A 19,623-nucleotide genomic window follows, 5' to 3' on the forward strand; every position below is an offset into this window, starting at 1 on the left:
TTTTAGTTTTGAACTGTTGTAAAAGATTGATAGAATTCCGGTTTTTCCTTCAATTCAACCTTTTCTTTTTGTCCAGATTCCTGGGCTTTTACACACGCGTCAGTCGTGACAGCAGCAATATAGCCGTCCCATGCCGTCGGTCCGCTGACCTCGCCTTTCTTTTGAATCGAATCAATAAAGTCTTGGATTTCCACATCGTACGCAGCGACAAAGCGTCTCTGCCAATCCATCAAAATATCAGTGCTAAATTTGCCTTCTTTTCTCAAGCTGATGCTTGATGGCTCGGGAAGCTTGATGATGCCGTCTTCTCCGACGATTTCGCATTGAATGTCATAGCCGTATTTACAGTTCACATAGATTTCAGCATTGATGACGATACCGCCTTTTGTTTCAATCACAACGATTTGCGGATCTTTTAAATGCGGCAGCGCGTTTTTCGATTTTTTCGGGTAGATGACTTGAACGGACTCGTAGTCATCGTTGACGAGCCAGTGCAGCACATCAATTTCATGAACAAGCGTGTCGACTACGGCCATATCGGTTGTGTAGTTATCTCCTACAGTCGGGTTGCGGTGCGCGCAGTGAATCATAAGCGGTTCGCCAATCACATGGTTATCAAGTGCTTCCTTCAGCTGTACGTAACCGCTGTCATAACGGCGCATGAAGCCGACTTGAACAAGGCGTTTGCCCACTTTGATTTCTTCTTCGACAATGCGCATGCATCCTTCAGCCGTTGTCGCGAGCGGTTTTTCACAGAACACATATTTCTGGGCTTTAATCGCTTTCAGCACGCTTGACTCATGCGCAGGCCCCCAGCTTGTCACTAAAACAGCGTCTACATTTTCGTCTGCAAGCAAGCTGTCATCATTCGGATAAACCGTCGCGTTTAATTGGTATTGCTCAACGACCTTTTGTGCAGCTTCTTGATTAACATCCGTTACAGCTACAATTTCCGCGCCTGACAGCTTGTTCGTGATACGGTTAATATGTTCTTTTCCGATTGCTCCAGTTCCAATTACGCCAATACGTAAACTCATTGACAGCCACTCCTTCTGTTGATTACATAATTTTGCTTTCTGTTTCTTGCTTTACTTGGCTCTGAGGAGATCCGTAGAGTTCCTCTTGAATTTGTTCAAGCGACTTGCCAGACGTATTCGGCGCAAAGAGCAGCCCGATGATCATACTGGCCGTCACACATCCGAGAAGAATTGCAGCCATCGTTCCAATGCCGAAATTGGTGATAATCATTGGGACAAACAGACTCCAAATCCCTATTGAAATACGGACAAGGAAAAACATCAGTCCTTGTGCGGAAGCACGATATTGCGTAGGAAAGATTTCGCTGGCCCATAACTGATAGTTCGCTTGCTGCCCGGCTCCGTTATTGATGCCGATCACGACAATAAACAGGAGCAGAATCGGCAGGCCTTCAACTGGCAGCAGAAACAGTGTCCACCCGATCACCGCCATGAAAGCGGCAATTCCAAATACGGTTTTTCTATATTTGTCGGCAAAGGGCATGAAGATCAAAGCGACCCCCAATCCTGTGAAGATAAACAGCCCCATTTGCAAAAGGTTGGCCATGTTGGCAGATACACCGCCGACCTGCTGATAAATGTATGGCATAAAGAAGCCCATGACCCCGGCGGCTAGGTTCCAAACCAAGTACACACCCATCAAAAACAGTATGCTTTTTAGATACATAGGCTTGAGCAAATCAAAATACGATGTCTTATTCAATACAGCCGGCTTCTCTGCCTGAGCTTCCTCCGGCTGATTTTTTGTCTGCCAGGCGTCTGATTCCGGAAGCCTGATTCTCAGGATGTACGTAATCAGCGCAATCACAAGCAGATGGGCAAATACGATTTTATTCCCCAAGAGTCCCAAGTCACCGGCCAGTACGGAGAGGAGCAGTACAACGACAGCGCCCGCGGCCCAAGCGACTTGTGCTACGCCGCAATGCCTGGCCCGATTCTTCTTTGGCGCATTTTCCGCAATAATGGTCCATGACGCGGTTATGTCAGCTCCTACTGATAAACCGATAATGATGTAACCGCTTAACAACATGGGGAAATTAACCCCGAACAAAACCAAACAAATCCCTAGTGCATAAACCAGCATACTATTGGTATAAACAGCCTTCCGTCCGACTTTATCAGCCAGAAACCCGCCAAGCAGCGCGCCGACAGCGGCAGAAATCGCATTTGCGCTCAGCGCGCCGAGCAGCCCGATTTGTGTATCGGATAGCTTAAGGTAACTGACCCATAATGATAAACCGGCGGAGCCTGCCACAATTGAACCGGCATCAATATAGTTGGCCAATGCTGCCGCGATTGTCCGTTTATTGAAGGCTGAATCTCCATTGGTATTGCCCATATGTTCATTCCCCATTAAGCCAGATCCAACAACTGCTGATCAATATAGTTTCTCGCAATCAATGCATACTCCAGCGGGTTTGCAACATCGGGGTCCTGTTCAGCTTCAATGACAATCCATCCGGAATAACTGTGCTTCAACAGCAGCTGATATACTTCTCTAAAGTCAATGCAGCCGTCACCGGGAACCGTAAACATGCCTTTTAAAAATGATTGCCGGAACGATTGTCCTTCGAGCCTGCATTGTTCCATGACATTCAGGCGGGCATCCTTAAAGTGCACATGCTTAATGCGGCCGATATGCTTCTCAAGCATCCCCATGTAATCGCCGTCAGAAATATACGCATGGCCTGTATCATAGAGGAGGTGTACATGCGAAGGGTCAGTTCCTGCCATCAGGCGGTCCACTTCTTCCGCTGTTTGGACACCAGTGCCGAGATGATGATGATAGACAAGCTTCAAGCCATGCTGAGCGGCAATTTCGCCAAGGTGATTCAGCCCTTCGCAAAGCCGCTCCCATTCATCATCCGTAAAGTGCGGCTTCTCTGTGAACACGTTTTTCTCCAAGCTTTGCACGCTGTACGTTTGTTCAGAGACAACTGCGACATCCGCGTTTACTTGCTGCAAATACTCACAATGCAGGGTAAATGCCTTTGCCGCTTCACCAAGTCCGTCACGCAAAATAAAACTGCTGAACCACTTTCCTGCAATGCGTAAGTTCCGAAGCTTCAGCTCTTTGTTCAGGATGGCAGGTTCGGGGAAAAAGCCCCCGACCTCCGTGCCTTGAAAACGTGCGACAACGATATCACTTAACAAATGCTGAAGTGTATTTCCCGCTCCAATTTCAGGCATGTCATCATTCCGCCACCCAATAGGAGCGATCCCCCACAGGATTTCATTTTTGCCCATCTATGGTGCCTCCCCTCTAATACTGCTTCGCAGATTCCAGCTTTTTCTCTTTTGCTTCGTATGCTTTCTGAACGCTTTCTTGTTCAGATACCTCTGCCACCCCGACATGCCACCAGCTGTCATAGCCGTCCGTCATTGTTTTAGGCAGAACCTTCATTTCAATTAATGTTGATACATCCTGTTTCTTCGCATCCTCTAACGCCGCTTTTAATTCTTCTACTGTGTTTGCGCGGTAGGTTTTCGCGCCGTATCCCTCAGCAACTTTCGCGTAATCGACATTCAGGATTTGGTTGTCATCTGTGCGGAACTCGCAATAGTAGCTGCCGCTGCCGTGATCCATTTGCAGGTTGTTGATGCATCCGAATCCTGAGTTGTCAAAGAGCAGCACATTGATTTTCTTGTTGTACTGAATCGCCGTGATCAATTCAGAATGAAGCATCAGGAAGCTGCCGTCTCCGACGATTGAATACACTTCTCTGTCAGGGTGGGCCAGTTTAAGACCGAGTGTCCCGGACACTTCATAGCCCATGCAAGAATACCCATACTCCAGGTGATACGTATTCGGAACATTAGAATGCCACAGACGCTGCAAATCTCCTGGGAGTGAGCCTGCTGAACAGATGATGACGCTGTCTTCAGGAATCGTCTCGTTGATTGTCAGCAATGCCGTTGTTTGCGGAAGCTCCGTATTCAACGCGTCAGCATATTCATTCAGGACCTCTTGAGAAAAATGATTTTTGATTTCCGGATCAAATGCTTCCCGCTTAAACGTCACTTTGCTGAGACGCTCGCGTTCAGCTAGCCATTCGTCCTTCAGCTCCCGAATCGTTGTGCCGAACTCGCTCTCATAGCCTTCAAGCAAGCCATGCAGTTTGCCAAGCGTCGCTTTCGCATCCGCTACCACTTGGAATGCATCAAGTTTATACGCCTGCATTCGGCTGACGTTAATGTTCAAAAACTTCGCTTTATCAAAATCAAAAGCGGTCTTAGAGGATGTCGCAAAATCTGTATACCTTGTGCCGATGCCGATAATCAAATCAGCTTGGCGGGCCGCTTTGTTTGCCGCAAGTGTACCTGTGATGCCCATTCCGCCAAGGTTGTTCGCAAAATCTGCCTCAACAGTAGACTTTCCTGCCTGCGTTTCAACTAACGGAATGTTATAGGCTTCAGAAATGGCAACCAATTCATCGCGCGCACCGGAATATTTTGCGCCTCCGCCGACGAGAATCACAGGTTTTTTGCTGGATTTAATCAGCTCCGCCGCACCTTGAAGCTCGCGCTCGCTCGGCTGCATGCGATCAATATAGTGAACCCGTTTGACGAAGAAACTTTCATCAAAATCGTATGCTTCCCCTTCAACATCCTGAGAAATACAAATCGTTGCCGGACCTGCTTTTGCCGGGTCAGTCATGACTTCAAACGCGCGCAGCAAACTGCTCATCAGCTGCTCAGGGCGCGTAATGCGGTCCCAGTATCTCGATACAGGTTTCAATGCATCGTTTGTCGTAATCGCCGCACTGTATTCTTGCTCCATTTGCTGCAGTACAGGGTCTGGCTGTCTTGTCGCAAATGTGTCTGCCGGAATCAAGAGAACTGGGATATTGTTTGCCAATGCAGTGCCGGCTGCCGCCACCAAGTTAGCCGCTCCAGGTCCGACGGATGTAGACACCGCATATATTTTTCTTCTCAGCATTTGCTTGCTGTACGCCATGGCCGCATGCGCCATTCCTTGTTCATTTTTCCCTTGATAGACTTTCAAATGGCCTGCATCCTGCTCAAGCGCTTGCCCGATCCCTAATACGTTTCCATGGCCGAAAATTGTGAAAATCCCTTCGACAAAAGGCTCTTCCTTTCCATCAACATGGATGTACTGCTGGTTTAAGAATTTAATCAGCGCCTGTGCTGTTGTTAAGCGAATTTTCTTACCCACAAACGATCCCACCTTTACTCGATCTTTTTCAATTATGACTGTGCTTCAATAAGCTGTACGATTTCTTCCGCAGTCGGCATCGCTTCTGACGAACTATGCTTGCTCACCACAATGGAAGCGGAAGCACTGCCGTATTTCAATGCCGTTTCAATGTCTTTTCCGCTGACAAGGCCATAGATAAAGGCTGACGCATAGGAGTCACCGGCTCCAAAGGTTTTCAGCACTTTTGTCTTGTACGCTTGAGCGCGGAATACCTCGCCGGATTTGCTGTATGCGTAAGAGCCTTCGACGCCGTGTTTGATGACAACGAGGTCGGCTGAATGGCCAAATAAATGATTGACGGATTCTTCATTGCTTCCGCCTGTGCGGTTTTCCATCACATCAAATTCATCGCGTGTGCCGATGACGATATCAGACTGCTCGGCAACCAAAGAATAATAAACGGCTGTTTCATCTGATGACTGCCACGTATACGGACGGTAATCCAGTTCGAACACCACTTTAACCTGATGCTTCTTCGCGTATTGAACAGCTTTTAGCACCGCTTCCCGTGACGGGCTTTTGGCGAGCGCTGTCCCGGAAACAAGCAGCATTTTCGCATTTGCGATATAGTCCTCGCTTACCTCTGAAGGCTCAAGATAAAGATCCGCCACATCATCGCGATACATTAAAATGCTGCATTCTTCAGGGCTGAGGATTTCTGTAAATGCAAGGCCTGCTTTGTGTCCATCTTGATCAACAACCATCTGTGTTGTATCAACGCCGGTCTTTCTCATATAGGACTCTATGAATCTTCCATGCTGGTCATCCGGAATTTTGCCGATGAAGCCCGCTTTTAAGCCAAGCTTCGCGCTGCCGATCGCGATATTCGCAGGTGAACCCCCAACGTATTTGGAAAATGTCATCGTCTCTTCCATTGGGCGGTTGTATTCGACTGCGTTCAGGTCAATACATGCCCGGCCGATGGCAACAATATCAAAAGCCTTCTCTTCATTGAATGTATACTTCATCGTAAACAGCCACTCCTCACTTGTTAGCGTTCTAAAATCCATTCATGCGCCGGGTCGTTATAAAACTTCCATTTTCGCGTCGGCCCTGCCATGACATTTAAATAGTAGGATGTGTATCCGTCCGGAACGCCTACCGGGTGGTATCCCGCAGGAACGATGACAACGTTTTCATTTTCCACAGTCATTGTCTCGTCAATAGAACGGTCATCTGTGTATACGCGCTGAAATACAAAGCCCTGTCCCGGGTCTAACTCATGGTAGTACGTTTCTTCTAAGAAAGATTCTTCCGGCAAGTTGTCTTGATCATGTTTGTGAGGCGGGTAGCTGGACCAGTTGCCGCTGTCTGTATAGACTTCAACTACTAATAGACTGTTAGCTGAAGGGTCTGAATCCGGAAGAATGTTATGAACAGTACGTTTGTTTGAAAATTGCCCGCGATGCTCAATTCCGTTGTCTTCCGCTTTGATCAGCTTTGTCGGAAGCTGCTTTTCCGATGGAGAATAGCAAAGCGCCACTCTTGCGTCGCTGACTGCTGTGATCTCAAATGCACGGTCATTTGATATATAGACGCTGTCTGTCGGTTTTCGTTCAAATACGCTTTCACGCGTGCCGATATTCTCAAAAGTCGACTCATGATCTGTCACTGTAATTTTTCCCGTTACCGCCACAATACAGATTTCTTGTTTTTTCAATTCTTCTGTATAGCTTGAACCTGATGCAAGATCTAACACTTTAAACTCTACATAAGTGAGATCAGAGTTGGATGTCGTTACTTCGTGCACGAGTTTGACCCCATTAGATACTTCATGCGACTGCGGCTTACGCAACAAATAACTCATAGTGATGCCCTCCTCTTTCTATTGGCAGAATGAGCCCGAACAGCGCACATGGACGCCGTTCGGCTGTTCGTCGTTTAGTTGAAATCAGGTGCCGGATATCTTGCCGTCACCACTTTTTTACGTGTATAGAAGTCGACGCTGTCTTTTCCGTTCGCATGCAGCGTTCCAAAGAATGAAGATTTCCAGCCTGAGAATGGGAAGAACGCCATTGGAGCCGGCACACCAAGGTTGATGCCTAGCATTCCCGCATCAATGTTTTCACGGAAGTAGCGGATTGCGTTTGAGTTGGATGTGAACAAGCAGGCACCGTTGGCAAACTCAGACTTATTGGCGATTTCAATCGCTTCTTTCAGGTTTTTCACACGAATGACAGATAAGACCGGAGCGAAAATTTCATCTTTCCAGATCGTCATCTCTGTTGTGACATTGTCAAAGATCGTCGGGCCGACAAAGTAGCCGTCGTCTGACACATTTTCACGTCCGTCACATACGAGTCTGGCACCTTCTTCAAGACCTTTTTCGATATAGCTGAGCGTGCGCTTCTTGTTGTCTTCGCGAATCACCGGTCCTAAGAACACGCCGTCATCAAGGCCGTTACCGATTTTAATGTCCGCCACTTTTTCCTGCAGCTTCGCCATAAATTCATCGGCGATTCCTTCTTCAACTGTCACAACCGCACAAGCCATGCAGCGTTCACCGGCAGAACCGAAGGCAGCTCCGACGATGTTTGTAACCGTGTCTTCAAGATTCGCATCGTTCAAGACAATCGTATGGTTTTTCGCGCCAGTCAGAGATTGAACGCGTTTTAAGTTTTCGCTTCCTTTTTTGTAGACGTATTCGCCGACTGGCTTGGAGCCTACAAATGAAATCGCTTTAATTTCGGGATGCTCGAGGATGCCGTTCACAACGTCATGCGCACCGTATACGACGTTGAATACCCCTTTCGGAAGGCCCGCTTTTTCAAAAAGCTCAACCAATTTCTCTGTTAACAGCGGTGTCCGCTCTGATGGTTTTAAAATAAATGTGTTGCCGAGTGCGATCGCCATTGGGAACATCCAGCAAGGGACCATCATCGGGAAGTTGAATGGCGCGATTCCGCCGACAACTCCGATTGGGTAACGGTAGTTCGCCGCTTCAACGTCCGTTGCGATGGAAGCAAGTGAGTCACCCATCATCAGGGAAGGTGCTCCAGCGGCGAACTCTACGTTTTCAATCCCGCGTCCCACTTCACCTAAAGCTTCTTTTGTGTTTTTTCCGTTTTCAATGGTAATCAGATGAGCCAGTTCTTCTTTATGCTGGGACAGCAGCTGCTGGAAGTTAAATAGAATTCTGGCACGGCGCGGAACCGCCACCTTTGACCATGTTTTAAATGCTTCAGCCGCCGTTTGCGCTGCGTAATCAATATCCTCTTTTGTAGAAATCGGCACTTGGCATAGCACTTCTTTCGTCGCCGGATTGACGACATCTTCATATTGATCTGTTTTGCTTTCAACCCATTCACCGTTGATGTAGTTTTTTAATTTTCTGATTTCTGCCATTCTTATTGCCTCCTTCATTAGTAAACACATACACTTGTATTGATGGTTCAGGATAGATTCATATCAATATCCACTTTTCAGCAAGCCAAGAATTAAACGCTTTCAAAAAAACCAAAAAAATAAATGGCGGATGCATATTTACATACAAGCAACCATTTCATGCACAACAGGTTACTTTTTGGTCATTTCTTGGTTATATTCTAATCGCATAATACCCATAAGTCAATCATAAACACTACATTTTTTCATTATTTTTATTATATTAATCTTTTAATCAAGTAAGAGAGGTAAGAGAAGGCCGTAGAATCTTGCAAAAGATATACACCGATGTTATCATTTTTTAAGCAACTATTGATTAACTTTTGGTTTTTATTATATATTTATGTTACGTAAAGATTCAAGAAGGAGTTTTTAATATGAAACTGATGCGGATTCAGGAAATGGAGGAGTACATTTTATCGCATGGCACTGTTTCCTTAGATGAGCTGTGCCAGGTGTTCAATGTCTCCAAAAACACAGTCAGACGTGATATCAACAAGCTAACAGAAAAGGGTGCGATTGAAAAAGTATACGGCGGCGTAACATCTATTGAAAAAACCGCATTAGTTCCTTTTGAAAATCGCACCATTCAGCACCAGGATGAAAAAACAAAAATCGCCCATTATGCTTCCCGATTTATTGAAGATCACGATTTGGTCTTCATTGATTCAGGAACGACGACAAAGTCTATTCTTGATACGCTTGATCCAGCCAAAAATGTCACCATCTTAACCAACAGTTTAGACATTATCAATGCGGCGTCAGCTTTGAAGAATATCAACTTAATCATTATCGGAAACAACTATAAGAGAAAAACCCGCTCCTTTGTCGGCATGGACGACCCGGCTATGCTTGATAAGTACAATATCAACAAAGCCTTTATGTCCGCTACCGGAACGACGCTGACTCACGGATTGACCAATTCGGATCTGCTGGAGTATGAAATTAAAAAGAGGATTTCAGAAAAAGCAAAAGAAGTGTATCTATTGGCTGACCATTCTAAATTCGGAAAATCAACGCTTCTGACGTATGCACCGTTTGACAGGCTGCATTGCATTGTGACCTCTCAGCCATTAGACGACGAGTACACGCAGTACTGCAATGAGCATCAAATCGGCATTCATCTGGCCTAACGTTTACAATAGTGTTGAGAGTCTATCATCCATTTTATTCTAGGAGGCAGATCATGAAAAAAGCGAAGCTCGGAAAATCAGACTTGCAGGTATTCCCTATCGGATTAGGAACAAATGCTGTCGGAGGACATAACCTCTACCCGAACCTAAATGAAGAAACCGGAAAAGAATTGGTGCGCGAGGCGATCCGTAATGGCGTGACAATGTTAGACACCGCTTATATTTACGGGATCGGCCGTTCCGAAGAATTAATTGGTGAAGTGCTGCGTGAATTCAACCGTGAAGATGTTGTCATCGCGACAAAAGCCGCTCACAGAAAACAAGGCAATGACTTTGTCTTTGATAATTCACCAGAATTTCTTAAAAAATCAGTTGATGAAAGCCTGAAGCGCTTGAATACCGATTATATCGATTTGTTCTACATTCACTTCCCTGACGAACATACGCCTAAGGATGAAGCCGTTAACGCGCTGAATGAGATGAAGAAAGCCGGAAAAATCCGCTCCATCGGTGTATCCAACTTCTCTTTAGAGCAATTGAAAGAAGCAAACAAAGACGGTTTGGTAGATGTATTGCAAGGCGAATACAACCTGTTAAACCGTGAAGCGGAAAACACATTCTTCCCGTATACGAAGGAGCATAATATTTCATTTATCCCTTACTTCCCGCTCGTATCAGGTTTATTGGCAGGAAAGTATACAGAAGATACAACGTTCCCAGAAGGCGACCTGCGAAACGAACAGGAACACTTCAAGGGCGAGCGTTTCAAAGAAAATATCAGAAAGGTCAACAAGCTTGCGCCGATTGCCGAAAAACACAACGTGGATATCCCTCACATCGTATTGGCCTGGTATTTAGCAAGACCGGAAATTGATATTTTAATCCCGGGAGCAAAACGTGCCGATCAGCTGATTGATAACATCAAAACAGCCGACGTGACGCTTTCTCAAGAGGATATTTCATTTATTGATAAGCTGTTCGCATAAGAAGAAAGCAGCCTTCTCCATTGGAGAAGGCTGTTTTTTTGTGCGATAAATTCCTAAATAACTGATTTTGAAGCAAAACCTTACAAAATGAGCCATAAATCCGATAAAATAAAGGTAGTTTATCTCAGAAAGAAAGTGATTGAGAAAGCAAAAGTATGAAACGTTCATATCATCTAGCTCATATGAAATAAAGCTGACCCAGCTTCTTTTATTTGCTGGTCAGAATAGCGGACCTTTTCGGCGGTCTATGGAGGAAACAGAATGAAACTTAAATATGTAAAAGCCTTAGTTGCAGTAACCGTTGCTTTAGGTGTACTGCTGCCATCAACGATTTCTCATGCAAAGAGCTTCAGCGGCCGCTCATCATCTAGTTACAGCAGCCGAAGTTCAAGCTCGTCATACAGCGGAAGCTATAAATCAAGCCCGAAATCAAGCTACAGCTCAGGATCAAGCTCTTCTAGCAAAAAATCCAAGACGTCTGACGATTCATCATCATCGATTTCGCTTAAAAAGAAGCCTTCAGAAAAGGCAAGCTCCTCAAGCTCTAAAAAATCGTCAGGCACCTTTTCCGGCGCTACATCAAAAGTAACCGGAAAGACATACAGCGGAAAAACGTCTAAAGCCTATGTTGGCGGACGATATGTTTCAGTCAATCATTACTATCACGCAGGTTTCGCGCCATCAGGATGGTTTGGATATTATAGCGGATTTACAATGGGTATGTTCATGATCAGCATGATGCACCCGTGGGGTTACACCTATCATCCAGCCGGAGGCCCCGGCTATGTTTCTTATGGCGCTTCACCCATTGCCTGGATCGTGGATATCATCGCTTTGATCATTATTTTAATCATTGTCATCGCATTGATTCGCGCATTTAAAGCACCGAAGACGTACAGAAGGAGATTTTAGGCGATGAGATTAATATTAAATGAGCAAGAAATTGTAGACGGAATTTGCGTGTATATTTCCAATGAAGAAGATATCTACCCTGAAGACGTTGAAGTAAAGGAGCTATCTTATAACAAGCGTACAGGGTTCTTCGCTGAAGCTACATTTGGCCTGCACCACAAGCAGCTTATGTCAGATGACATTTCAGAAGGCATTATTCAGTTCTTAGAGGAATACCACAACTTCAATCCGGACGTTACCGTCGTTGAATTGCAATTTGATAAGAAAAAAGGCTTCTCCGCCTTGGTTTTCGTCAACGAAGCAGAAGAATAAAAATGTCTTAATCAAAACCTTACTCCGCGCGGGTAAGGTTTTTTTAATGGTTTCTCTGAGCATAAAGTTATTTCGTTTTTCCTAAACTCAGCGGATCTGTGATCATCTCTTTTGGCTTTAACGTTTCCGTTTGTTCAAAACAAATGTTTCAAATGAGATAGGAAATGGGTACTAATCTATTAACTTTGTTATACATTTTAGATACTCATTGGCTCAACAACTGAGGAGGAGACATTTGTGAAGAAAGACACAAGGAAATATATGATCTACTTTTTCGGCGCTTTAGGGGGACTGCTATATGGTTACGATACAGGTGTTATCTCCGGAGCACTCCTGTTTATCAATAACGATATTCCTTTAACGACATTGACAGAAGGATTGGTTGTCAGCATGCTGCTCCTTGGCGCGATTTTCGGTTCTGCCTTGAGCGGCACATGCTCAGACCGCTGGGGCAGGAGAAAGGTTGTATTTGTCCTTTCCATCATTTTTATTATCGGCGCGCTCGCTTGCGCATTTTCTCAAACAATCGGCATGCTGATTGCATCTAGGGTGATACTCGGGTTGGCCGTCGGCGGTTCAACGGCACTTGTGCCCGTGTATCTTTCCGAAATGGCACCGACGAAAATTCGCGGGACACTCGGCACAATGAACAACTTAATGATTGTCACCGGGATTTTGCTCGCCTATATCGTTAACTACCTGTTCACACCGTTTGAAGCGTGGCGCTGGATGGTCGGTCTGGCTGCAGTGCCTGCCGTGCTTCTATTAATCGGCATCGCGTTCATGCCGGAATCGCCAAGATGGCTCGTGAAGCGCGGCCGCGAAGAAGAAGCGAGACGCATCATGAACATCACTCATGACCCCAAAGACATCGAAATGGAATTGGCAGAGATGAAGCAAGGGGAAGCGGAGAAAAAAGAAACGACACTTGGCGTGCTGAAAGCCAAGTGGATTCGCCCTATGCTTCTGATTGGCGTCGGCCTTGCCATTTTCCAGCAGGCAGTCGGCATTAACACGGTCATCTACTACGCGCCAACCATTTTTACGAAGGCCGGTCTTGGCACATCAGCTTCGGCGCTCGGCACAATGGGGATCGGCATCCTCAACGTCATCATGTGTATCACTGCCATGATCTTAATTGACCGTGTCGGCCGCAAAAAACTTCTGATCTGGGGAAGTGTCGGCATCACACTGAGCCTTGCTGCTTTATCAGGCGTGCTCCTAACGCTCGGACTTTCCGCATCAACAGCGTGGATGACAGTAGTCTTTCTAGGTGTCTATATCGTCTTTTACCAGGCGACATGGGGTCCGGTAGTGTGGGTGCTCATGCCTGAGCTCTTCCCGTCCAAAGCACGCGGAGCCGCGACAGGGTTCACGACTTTGGTGTTATCGGCGGCTAACCTGATCGTGTCGCTTGTCTTTCCGCTGATGCTAAGCGCGATGGGCATCGCATGGGTCTTTATGGTTTTCTCAGTCATTTGTCTTCTCTCATTTTTCTTCGCGTTCTACATGGTACCGGAAACCAAAGGGAAAAGCTTGGAGGAAATTGAAGCAAGCCTGAAAAAACGGTTTAAAAAGAAGAAAAGCACCCAAAACCAAGTGCTGAATGAGCGTACATTATAAAAAAAGGAATCGTCTCCTTATGGGACGATTCCTTTTTCTGTTTACACCATGACCTTGCAAATATTGTTCGTAAATTCCACAGGGTCCTGAATCGGCAGGCCTTCGATGAGAAGCGCCTGATTGTACAGAAGGTTTGTGTACAGGCTCAACTTCTCTTTATCTTGTTCAAACGCGTCCTGCAGCGTTTGGAATACCTCGTGATTCGGGTTGATTTCCAGCACTTTTTCCGCCTTCACATTTTGGCTGTCAGGCATCGCGTTTAAGATTTTTTCCATCTCAATTGTCACTTCGCCGTCAGCTGCAAGGCAGACTGGATGTGATTTAAGCCGTTTTGAGATTCTGACGTTTTTCACTTTATCTGACAGAATGTTTTTCATTTCCTCAAACAGATCCTTATACTTGCTTTCCTCTTCCTCGGACTGCTTTTGATCCTCATCCGTGTCTATGCCAAGGTCTCCGCTTGATACGGACTTGAATTCTTTTTCCTGATAAGAAGCCAGCATTTTAATTGCAAACTCATCGATGTCCTCAGTAAAGTAGAGGATTTCATAGCCTTTGTCCGCCACCATTTCCGTTTGCGGCAGTTTCTCAATGCGGTCGTAAGAATCCCCGGTCGCGTAATAAATGAATTTCTGCTCCTCTGGCATTCTGGAAACATACTCGTCTAAGCTGACCAGTTTTTTCTCTTTTGAAGAGTAGAATAATAGGAGATCCTTCAATTGATCCTTATTCGCGCCAAAATCATTATACACGCCGAATTTCAGCTGTCTGCCGAACGACTTGTAGAACGTCTCGTATTTCTCGCGGTCTTTTTTCAACAGGCTTTGCAGCTCGCTTTTGATTTTCTTGCTGATGTTTTTCGCGATCAGCTTCAGCTGGCGGTCATGCTGCAGCATTTCTCTGGAAATATTCAGCGACAGATCCTCAGAATCGACCATGCCCTTCACAAAGCTGAAGTGGTCCGGTAGCAGGTCTGCGCACTTATTCATGATCAGCACGCCATTGGAATACAGCTCCAAGCCTTTCTCATATTCCTTGGAATAGTAGTCAAACGGCATGTTTTCAGGGACGAATAGAATCGCATTGTAGCGAACGGCTCCATCCACACTGATATGAACGTGTGTGAGCGGTTTATCAAACCCGTAATGCTTTTCAGCATAGAATTTTTCATAATCCTCATCTGTCAGCTCGCTTTTGTTTTTTCTCCAGATCGGCACCATGCTGTTGACCGTCTGCTCTTCCTGCACCTCTTCAAATTCATTTTCGCTGCCTTCCTTCGGCTTATTAATGGTTGTATCCATTTTGATCGGGTAGCGAATGAAGTCGGAGTACTTCTTGATGATCGCTTTTAAACGATATTCCTCTAAAAACTCGTCATAGCTGTCATCTTCTGTGTTCTCTTTGATTTTCAGGATAATGTCTGTACCGACAGAATCCTTTTCACACGGCTCAATCGTATAGCCGTCTGCACCCGCAGACTCCCATTTATAAGCCTCTTCGCTGCCAAGCGCTTTACTGATGACTGTCACGACATCGGCAACCATAAATGCCGCGTAAAAACCGACACCGAACTGCCCGATAATGTCATGTCCGTCTTTCAGCTCGTTTTCCTTTTTAAACGCGAGGGAACCGCTTTTTGCAATTGTTCCAAGATGCTGTTCAAGCTCATCCTTTGTCATTCCGATCCCCGTATCAGAGATGGTTAATGTTCTCGCATCTTTGTCAGCTGCGACCTTTATGTAGTAACTGTCTTTATCAAACGTAAGCGCATCGTCCGTAAGCGCTTTGTAATAGATTTTGTCAATCGCATCACTCGAATTGGAGATTAACTCGCGCAGGAAAATTTCTTTTTGGGTATAAATGGAGTTAATCATCATATCCAGCAAGCGTTTAGACTCTGCTTTAAACTCTTTTTTCGCCACTCTTGATCGCTCCTTTACCATTATGTAAACCCTTTTCAGCATCTATTTATCACATAAGATGACAATTGTCAATTAGATTGATAGATGCATATATATGTAAATTTAACATTAGTTGGATTTGTTTTCACTCTTTTTCTCACTCATTCTCATAAAAAAGAGAGGCTTCATCATCCTCTCTTTTTTTCTGTGTCATTCCAGCGGCCAAACTCCCGCTTCATCCATATATGCACCGGGTAGAAAAACAAACCGAACGGTATCAAAAACAATAGATTATGCCATGAAGCACTCAGAAATGCGCTTGCAGTCACCGGAAACGTAATCTCTTGCAATAAAAAAGAGATGACAGTCAGCACAACAAATGCAGATGGAATGGTAATGAAGCAATAAAACTTGAGCTCCTTCTTATGCTGTACCTTCACACATACAAACCTCCCAACAATTTCTAATTCATCTTAACATATGCTGGCCTTTCTTTTCTCGCATGTTTATCACTGCACATAGCGGGAAGACAAATAGAAAAAGGAGGTCTCGTATCATGGGAAGACTTGAAAACAAAACAGCAGTGATCACAGGCGCCGCGACAGGCATTGGGCAAGCGACGGCAGAGGTTTTTGCCAATGAAGGCGCGCGTGTGATCATCGGAGATATCAATAAAGATCAAATGGAAGAAACAGTTGACGCAATCAGAAAAAACGGAGGACAGGCCGAATCCTTTCACCTCAATGTGTCAGATGAAAACAGTGTGAAAGCATTTGCTGATCAAATCAAGGATGCATGCGGAACGATTGATATTCTGTTTAATAATGCCGGCGTTGATCAGGAAGGCGGAAAGGTGCACGAATATCCGGTTGACCTGTTTGACCGCATTATCGCCGTCGACCTGCGCGGCACGTTCCTTTGCAGCAAATATCTGATTCCGCTCATGCTCGAAAAAGGAGGCTCCATCATCAATACCTCCTCCATGTCAGGCCGTGCCGCGGACCTTGACCGCTCCGGCTACAACGCAGCAAAAGGCGGCATCACCAACCTGACAAAAGCGATGGCGATCGACTACGCACGGAACGGCATCCGCGTCAATTCCATTTCACCGGGTACGATCGAAACCCCGCTGATTGACAAATTAGCAGGCACCAAAGAACAGGAAATGGGTGAAAAATTCCGCGAAGCCAACAAATGGGTCACGCCGCTCGGCCGCCTCGGCCAGCCGAAGGAAATGGCGACAGTGGCCCTGTTCCTCGCGTCAGACGACAGCTCATACGTCACAGGAGAGGACATCACCGCAGACGGCGGCATCATGGCATACACATGGCCAGGGAAAATGCTGATTGATGAGAAATGGAAGAAAGAAACGAAATAAGAGAGGGGATGTCCCTCTCTTTTTGTCTTTCAAAGCAATACAACCTTATACTTTTTCACATCCAAAAACTGCAAAAATTCCCTCGCCAGCACTTCAGGCGGATGCGCCTTTCCTTCATCCAGCCGATACAAAAGCAACCCAATAATCATTGCGGATACATAATGGGCATAAAGCTTTTTCTCTGCGTGAATATCAGTTTGCTGATGCAGATAAAACGATTCCAGCGCTTTGAACATATCAGGTATCACATGAGGAACACCCCATTCCCGATTGAGAAAATGGACAATGGGCATGTTTGACAAAGCAGAAAGCAGACTGGCGAGCGCCTTCTCCGCTTCCTTTAAGGAAAATTCATTCGGGCTGGAGGCAATCGTCAGGTGATCAATGATCTCCGCACATGATCGCTGTATCATGGTTTGGAGCAATTCCTCCTTATTGGCATAGTGATCATAAAAGGTTGCACGGCGGATATTGCTTTTCCGGGTAATATCCGAAATCGTGATGGCTGCGTAGTCTTTTTTCTCCGCCAGCACGTCCAGAAATGCCTTCTGGAGCGCCTCTCTCGTTCGAACCACACGCCTGTCGATTTGCTTGTCATTCTCTCGCTCTCCTGGCACAGCTTGTCCAAACAGCCAATAAAATCTCTTTTGAGAAACAAGCTCCCATACCTTTTGGCTGATAGCTTCCGGAGTCGCGGCCGCATCCTCATTCAGCCAATACAGGATAATCGCGTACGTATACAAGGCCCGGTAATGTCCGTAAATTTCCCGTTCAATCGGCGTCAAATTCACATGGACCGGAGTCAGCAGCACATCCTGCTGAAACACATCCCTAAAAAAACGATGGAAATGCCCTCTGTTCATCATCACAGAAAAAAAGGATCGATGCTCATGAACAAAGGACAGCGTCGGATGCACCGTTTGCCGTTTTTTGTTCAAATGAAGGGTATCCATATGACTGAAGGCGTCAAAAAGCGCTTTGCCCAGTCCTTCCTTCATGTCTTCGATCACATCCTCAATGATTGAAAACTTATCCTCATAATAAAGGTAGAGCGATCCGCGGCTCACTTTGGCCTTCTCAGCGATTTCTTTCATTGTGATGTGTTGAATATCTCTTTCTTTCAATAAAGCCAGCAGCGCCTCTTTCACTTGAGCTTCGGCAGATTCCGGCACAAAAGACACCTCCAATCATTAGACAGATCTTAGATATATGTACGGTAACGTATAGATGGTTCACCGTTGTCTTTCTTACAGAAAAGGTACCACCTTATAATAGGTCCGAGAAAAGAAGAAAGCAAATGAGGGGGATTTTACAATGGAACAGCAAGTAAAGGACGACATCCAGCGTGTCTTTCAGCTTCAGAAAAAACAGCAAAAAGCCTTGCGCGCTTCAACAGCGGAACAGCGGAGAGAAAAGCTTCAACGCTTTTTAGATTCCGTCATCGCCCATGAAGAAGAAATCATCGAAGCGATCCGCAAAGACGTCCGCAAACCATATCACGAAGTCAAAAAAGCGGAAATCGAAGGAACAAAAAAAGCGATTAGAGATAATATGAATAACCTGGAACAATGGATGGCGCCTAAAGAAGTCGGTTCATCGTTAAGCCCTGACGCAAACGGAATTCTTATGTACGAGCCTAAAGGCGTCACACTCATCCTCGGCCCGTGGAACTATCCGTTTATGCTGACGATGGCGCCGCTTGCCGCTTCTCTCGCAGCCGGAAACAGCGCGATTGTGAAGCTGTCCGATTTCACGATGAACACGAGCAACATTGCCGCTAAAGTAATAAGAGACGCTTTTGATGAAAAAGAAGTCGCGATTTTTGAAGGAGAGGTTGAGGTGGCAACCGAACTACTTGATCAGCCGTTCGACCATATTTTCTTCACTGGAAGCACAAATGTCGGGAAAATTGTCATGACAGCGGCTGCCAAACACTTGGCATCTGTCACACTTGAGCTTGGCGGCAAGAGCCCGACGATTATTGACAGTGAATACGATCTGATGGACGCAGCGAAAAAGATCGCCGTCGGGAAATTCGTAAACGCCGGCCAAACCTGCATCGCACCTGATTACCTGTTCATTAAAAAAGACGTTCAGGACAGGTTCGCGGGGATTTTACAAACAGTCGTCAACGCTGGATTTATGGAGGATGATCATACCCCAGACCGCAGCAAATTTACGCAGATCGTCAATGACCGCAACTTCAACCGCGTCAAAGATCTGTTCGACGATGCCATCGAAAAAGGGGCGGAAGTGGTGTTCGGCGGCGTATTTGATGCCAGCGACCGCACGATCTCGCCAACCGTTTTGAAAAACGTCACGCCTGATATGAAAATCATGCAGGAGGAAATCTTCGCACCGATTCTGCCAATGATGAACTATGAAGACATCGACGAGGTCATCGATTACGTAAATGACCGCGATAAACCGCTTGCACTTTATGTGTTCAGCAAAAACCAAGACCTGATTGACAACGTCCTTCAGCACACGACATCAGGAAATGCCGCCATCAATGATGTCGTCGTCCATTTCAGTGACGTCAACCTGCCATTCGGCGGCGTCAACACAAGCGGAATCGGCTCCTATCATGGGGTATACGGATTCAAAGAGTTTTCTCATGAGAAGGGTGTATTTATTCAAGCCGCTAAATAATCGTAATGAAGAGAATCTGCATCATCTTGCAGGTTCTTTTTTTATCTTTATATCACCTAAATAAAGAGATTAAAAGTGATAAAATA

At 45.7% G+C, this 19,623-nt stretch carries 17 protein-coding genes; 7 read left to right on the forward strand and 10 right to left on the reverse strand.

Going from position 1 to position 19,623, the window contains the following annotated elements; genetic code table 11:
• Positions 1 to 2: 2 nt before the first annotated feature.
• The 7 genes from iolG to iolA all read right to left on the reverse strand — a co-directional run bounded on the left by iolG (position 3) and on the right by iolA (position 8,601).
• Positions 3 to 1,037: a bifunctional inositol 2-dehydrogenase/D-chiro-inositol 1-dehydrogenase gene (gene iolG / locus NSQ12_RS21025; protein ID WP_014481414.1), complete on the reverse strand. Its 1,035-nt coding sequence runs from the start codon at positions 1,035 to 1,037 to the stop codon at positions 3 to 5.
• A gap of 22 nt (positions 1,038 to 1,059) precedes the next feature.
• Complete coding sequence (iolF, locus tag NSQ12_RS21030; protein ID WP_032676943.1) at positions 1,060 to 2,376, reverse strand: myo-inositol transporter IolF; 1,317 nt, start codon at positions 2,374 to 2,376, stop codon at positions 1,060 to 1,062.
• Between the two features lie 14 nt (positions 2,377 to 2,390).
• Entirely contained in the window at positions 2,391 to 3,284 is an 894-nt protein-coding gene (iolE, locus tag NSQ12_RS21035; protein ID WP_131228280.1) for a myo-inosose-2 dehydratase, read from the reverse strand.
• 16 nt (positions 3,285 to 3,300) lie between these two features.
• A complete protein-coding gene (gene iolD, locus NSQ12_RS21040) occupies positions 3,301 to 5,214 on the reverse strand; it encodes a 3D-(3,5/4)-trihydroxycyclohexane-1,2-dione acylhydrolase (decyclizing) (RefSeq protein ID WP_088467465.1) in 1,914 nt (637 codons plus the stop codon).
• Between the two features lie 32 nt (positions 5,215 to 5,246).
• Positions 5,247 to 6,224, reverse strand: a complete 978-nt coding sequence (gene iolC, locus NSQ12_RS21045; RefSeq protein ID WP_029726145.1) for a 5-dehydro-2-deoxygluconokinase — start codon at positions 6,222 to 6,224, stop codon at positions 5,247 to 5,249.
• A 23-nt stretch (positions 6,225 to 6,247) separates the two neighbouring features.
• A complete protein-coding gene (gene iolB, locus NSQ12_RS21050) occupies positions 6,248 to 7,063 on the reverse strand; it encodes a 5-deoxy-glucuronate isomerase (RefSeq protein ID WP_014481418.1) in 816 nt (271 codons plus the stop codon).
• 74 nt (positions 7,064 to 7,137) lie between these two features.
• Positions 7,138 to 8,601 carry a methylmalonate-semialdehyde dehydrogenase gene (gene iolA, locus NSQ12_RS21055; RefSeq protein ID WP_003243682.1) on the reverse strand — a complete coding sequence of 488 codons (1,464 nt, stop codon included), beginning with the start codon at positions 8,599 to 8,601 and terminating at the stop codon, positions 7,138 to 7,140.
• 416 nt (positions 8,602 to 9,017) lie between these two features.
• On the opposite strand from iolA, the gene iolR reads away from it, so the two are divergent.
• The 5 genes from iolR to NSQ12_RS21080 all read left to right on the forward strand — a co-directional run bounded on the left by iolR (position 9,018) and on the right by NSQ12_RS21080 (position 13,606).
• Positions 9,018 to 9,773, forward strand: a complete 756-nt coding sequence (iolR, locus tag NSQ12_RS21060) for a myo-inositol utilization transcriptional regulator IolR (RefSeq protein WP_003227050.1) — start codon at positions 9,018 to 9,020, stop codon at positions 9,771 to 9,773.
• A gap of 53 nt (positions 9,774 to 9,826) precedes the next feature.
• Positions 9,827 to 10,759 (forward strand): aldo/keto reductase, encoded by a 933-nt coding sequence (locus NSQ12_RS21065; protein WP_063335873.1) that lies wholly within the window; start codon positions 9,827 to 9,829, stop codon positions 10,757 to 10,759.
• A gap of 261 nt (positions 10,760 to 11,020) precedes the next feature.
• Positions 11,021 to 11,671: a hypothetical protein gene (locus NSQ12_RS21070; RefSeq protein ID WP_003227047.1), complete on the forward strand. Its 651-nt coding sequence runs from the start codon at positions 11,021 to 11,023 to the stop codon at positions 11,669 to 11,671.
• 3 nt (positions 11,672 to 11,674) lie between these two features.
• On the forward strand, positions 11,675 to 11,983 hold the full coding sequence (locus tag NSQ12_RS21075) for a YxcD family protein (RefSeq protein ID WP_003227046.1): 309 nt from the start codon (positions 11,675 to 11,677) through the stop codon (positions 11,981 to 11,983).
• A 237-nt stretch (positions 11,984 to 12,220) separates the two neighbouring features.
• Entirely contained in the window at positions 12,221 to 13,606 is a 1,386-nt protein-coding gene (locus NSQ12_RS21080) for a sugar porter family MFS transporter (RefSeq protein WP_046161055.1), read from the forward strand.
• A gap of 41 nt (positions 13,607 to 13,647) precedes the next feature.
• Here NSQ12_RS21080 and htpG read toward each other — a convergent pair whose 3' ends face one another.
• Together htpG and NSQ12_RS21090 are read right to left on the reverse strand one after the other, a co-directional pair.
• Positions 13,648 to 15,528, reverse strand: a complete 1,881-nt coding sequence (gene htpG / locus NSQ12_RS21085; protein WP_003243561.1) for a molecular chaperone HtpG — start codon at positions 15,526 to 15,528, stop codon at positions 13,648 to 13,650.
• A gap of 167 nt (positions 15,529 to 15,695) precedes the next feature.
• Positions 15,696 to 15,947: a hypothetical protein gene (locus tag NSQ12_RS21090; RefSeq protein WP_339175581.1), complete on the reverse strand. Its 252-nt coding sequence runs from the start codon at positions 15,945 to 15,947 to the stop codon at positions 15,696 to 15,698.
• Between the two features lie 116 nt (positions 15,948 to 16,063).
• Between NSQ12_RS21090 and NSQ12_RS21095 the strand changes: the two genes are divergently transcribed.
• Positions 16,064 to 16,885 carry an SDR family oxidoreductase gene (locus NSQ12_RS21095; RefSeq protein ID WP_339175583.1) on the forward strand — a complete coding sequence of 274 codons (822 nt, stop codon included), beginning with the start codon at positions 16,064 to 16,066 and terminating at the stop codon, positions 16,883 to 16,885.
• Between the two features lie 29 nt (positions 16,886 to 16,914).
• On the opposite strand, the gene NSQ12_RS21100 is transcribed toward NSQ12_RS21095, so the two are convergent.
• Positions 16,915 to 18,057: a TetR/AcrR family transcriptional regulator gene (locus tag NSQ12_RS21100; RefSeq protein WP_319620326.1), complete on the reverse strand. Its 1,143-nt coding sequence runs from the start codon at positions 18,055 to 18,057 to the stop codon at positions 16,915 to 16,917.
• Positions 18,058 to 18,199: 142 nt separating this feature from the next.
• On the opposite strand from NSQ12_RS21100, the gene NSQ12_RS21105 reads away from it, so the two are divergent.
• On the forward strand, positions 18,200 to 19,537 hold the full coding sequence (locus NSQ12_RS21105) for an aldehyde dehydrogenase family protein (protein ID WP_339175586.1): 1,338 nt from the start codon (positions 18,200 to 18,202) through the stop codon (positions 19,535 to 19,537).
• Positions 19,538 to 19,623 lie beyond the last annotated feature (86 nt).

This window comes from Bacillus sp. PS95, assembly GCF_037963565.1.
GTDB classification, from domain to species: domain Bacteria; phylum Bacillota; class Bacilli; order Bacillales; family Bacillaceae; genus Bacillus; species Bacillus subtilis.

Coding starts and splice junctions, on each gene's coding strand:
- iolG (WP_014481414.1), bottom strand. CDS start 1,037: ATGAGTTTACGTATTGGCGTAATTGGAACTGGAGCAATCGGAAAAGAA.
- iolF (WP_032676943.1), bottom strand. CDS start 2,376: ATGGGCAATACCAATGGAGATTCAGCCTTCAATAAACGGACAATCGCG.
- iolE (WP_131228280.1), bottom strand. CDS start 3,284: ATGGGCAAAAATGAAATCCTGTGGGGGATCGCTCCTATTGGGTGGCGG.
- iolC (WP_029726145.1), bottom strand. CDS start 6,224: ATGAAGTATACATTCAATGAAGAGAAGGCTTTTGATATTGTTGCCATC.
- iolB (WP_014481418.1), bottom strand. CDS start 7,063: ATGAGTTATTTGTTGCGTAAGCCGCAGTCGCATGAAGTATCTAATGGG.
- iolA (WP_003243682.1), bottom strand. CDS start 8,601: ATGGCAGAAATCAGAAAATTAAAAAACTACATCAACGGTGAATGGGTT.
- iolR (WP_003227050.1), top strand. CDS start 9,018: ATGAAACTGATGCGGATTCAGGAAATGGAGGAGTACATTTTATCGCAT.
- NSQ12_RS21065 (WP_063335873.1), top strand. CDS start 9,827: ATGAAAAAAGCGAAGCTCGGAAAATCAGACTTGCAGGTATTCCCTATC.
- NSQ12_RS21070 (WP_003227047.1), top strand. CDS start 11,021: ATGAAACTTAAATATGTAAAAGCCTTAGTTGCAGTAACCGTTGCTTTA.
- NSQ12_RS21075 (WP_003227046.1), top strand. CDS start 11,675: ATGAGATTAATATTAAATGAGCAAGAAATTGTAGACGGAATTTGCGTG.
- NSQ12_RS21095 (WP_339175583.1), top strand. CDS start 16,064: ATGGGAAGACTTGAAAACAAAACAGCAGTGATCACAGGCGCCGCGACA.
- NSQ12_RS21105 (WP_339175586.1), top strand. CDS start 18,200: ATGGAACAGCAAGTAAAGGACGACATCCAGCGTGTCTTTCAGCTTCAG.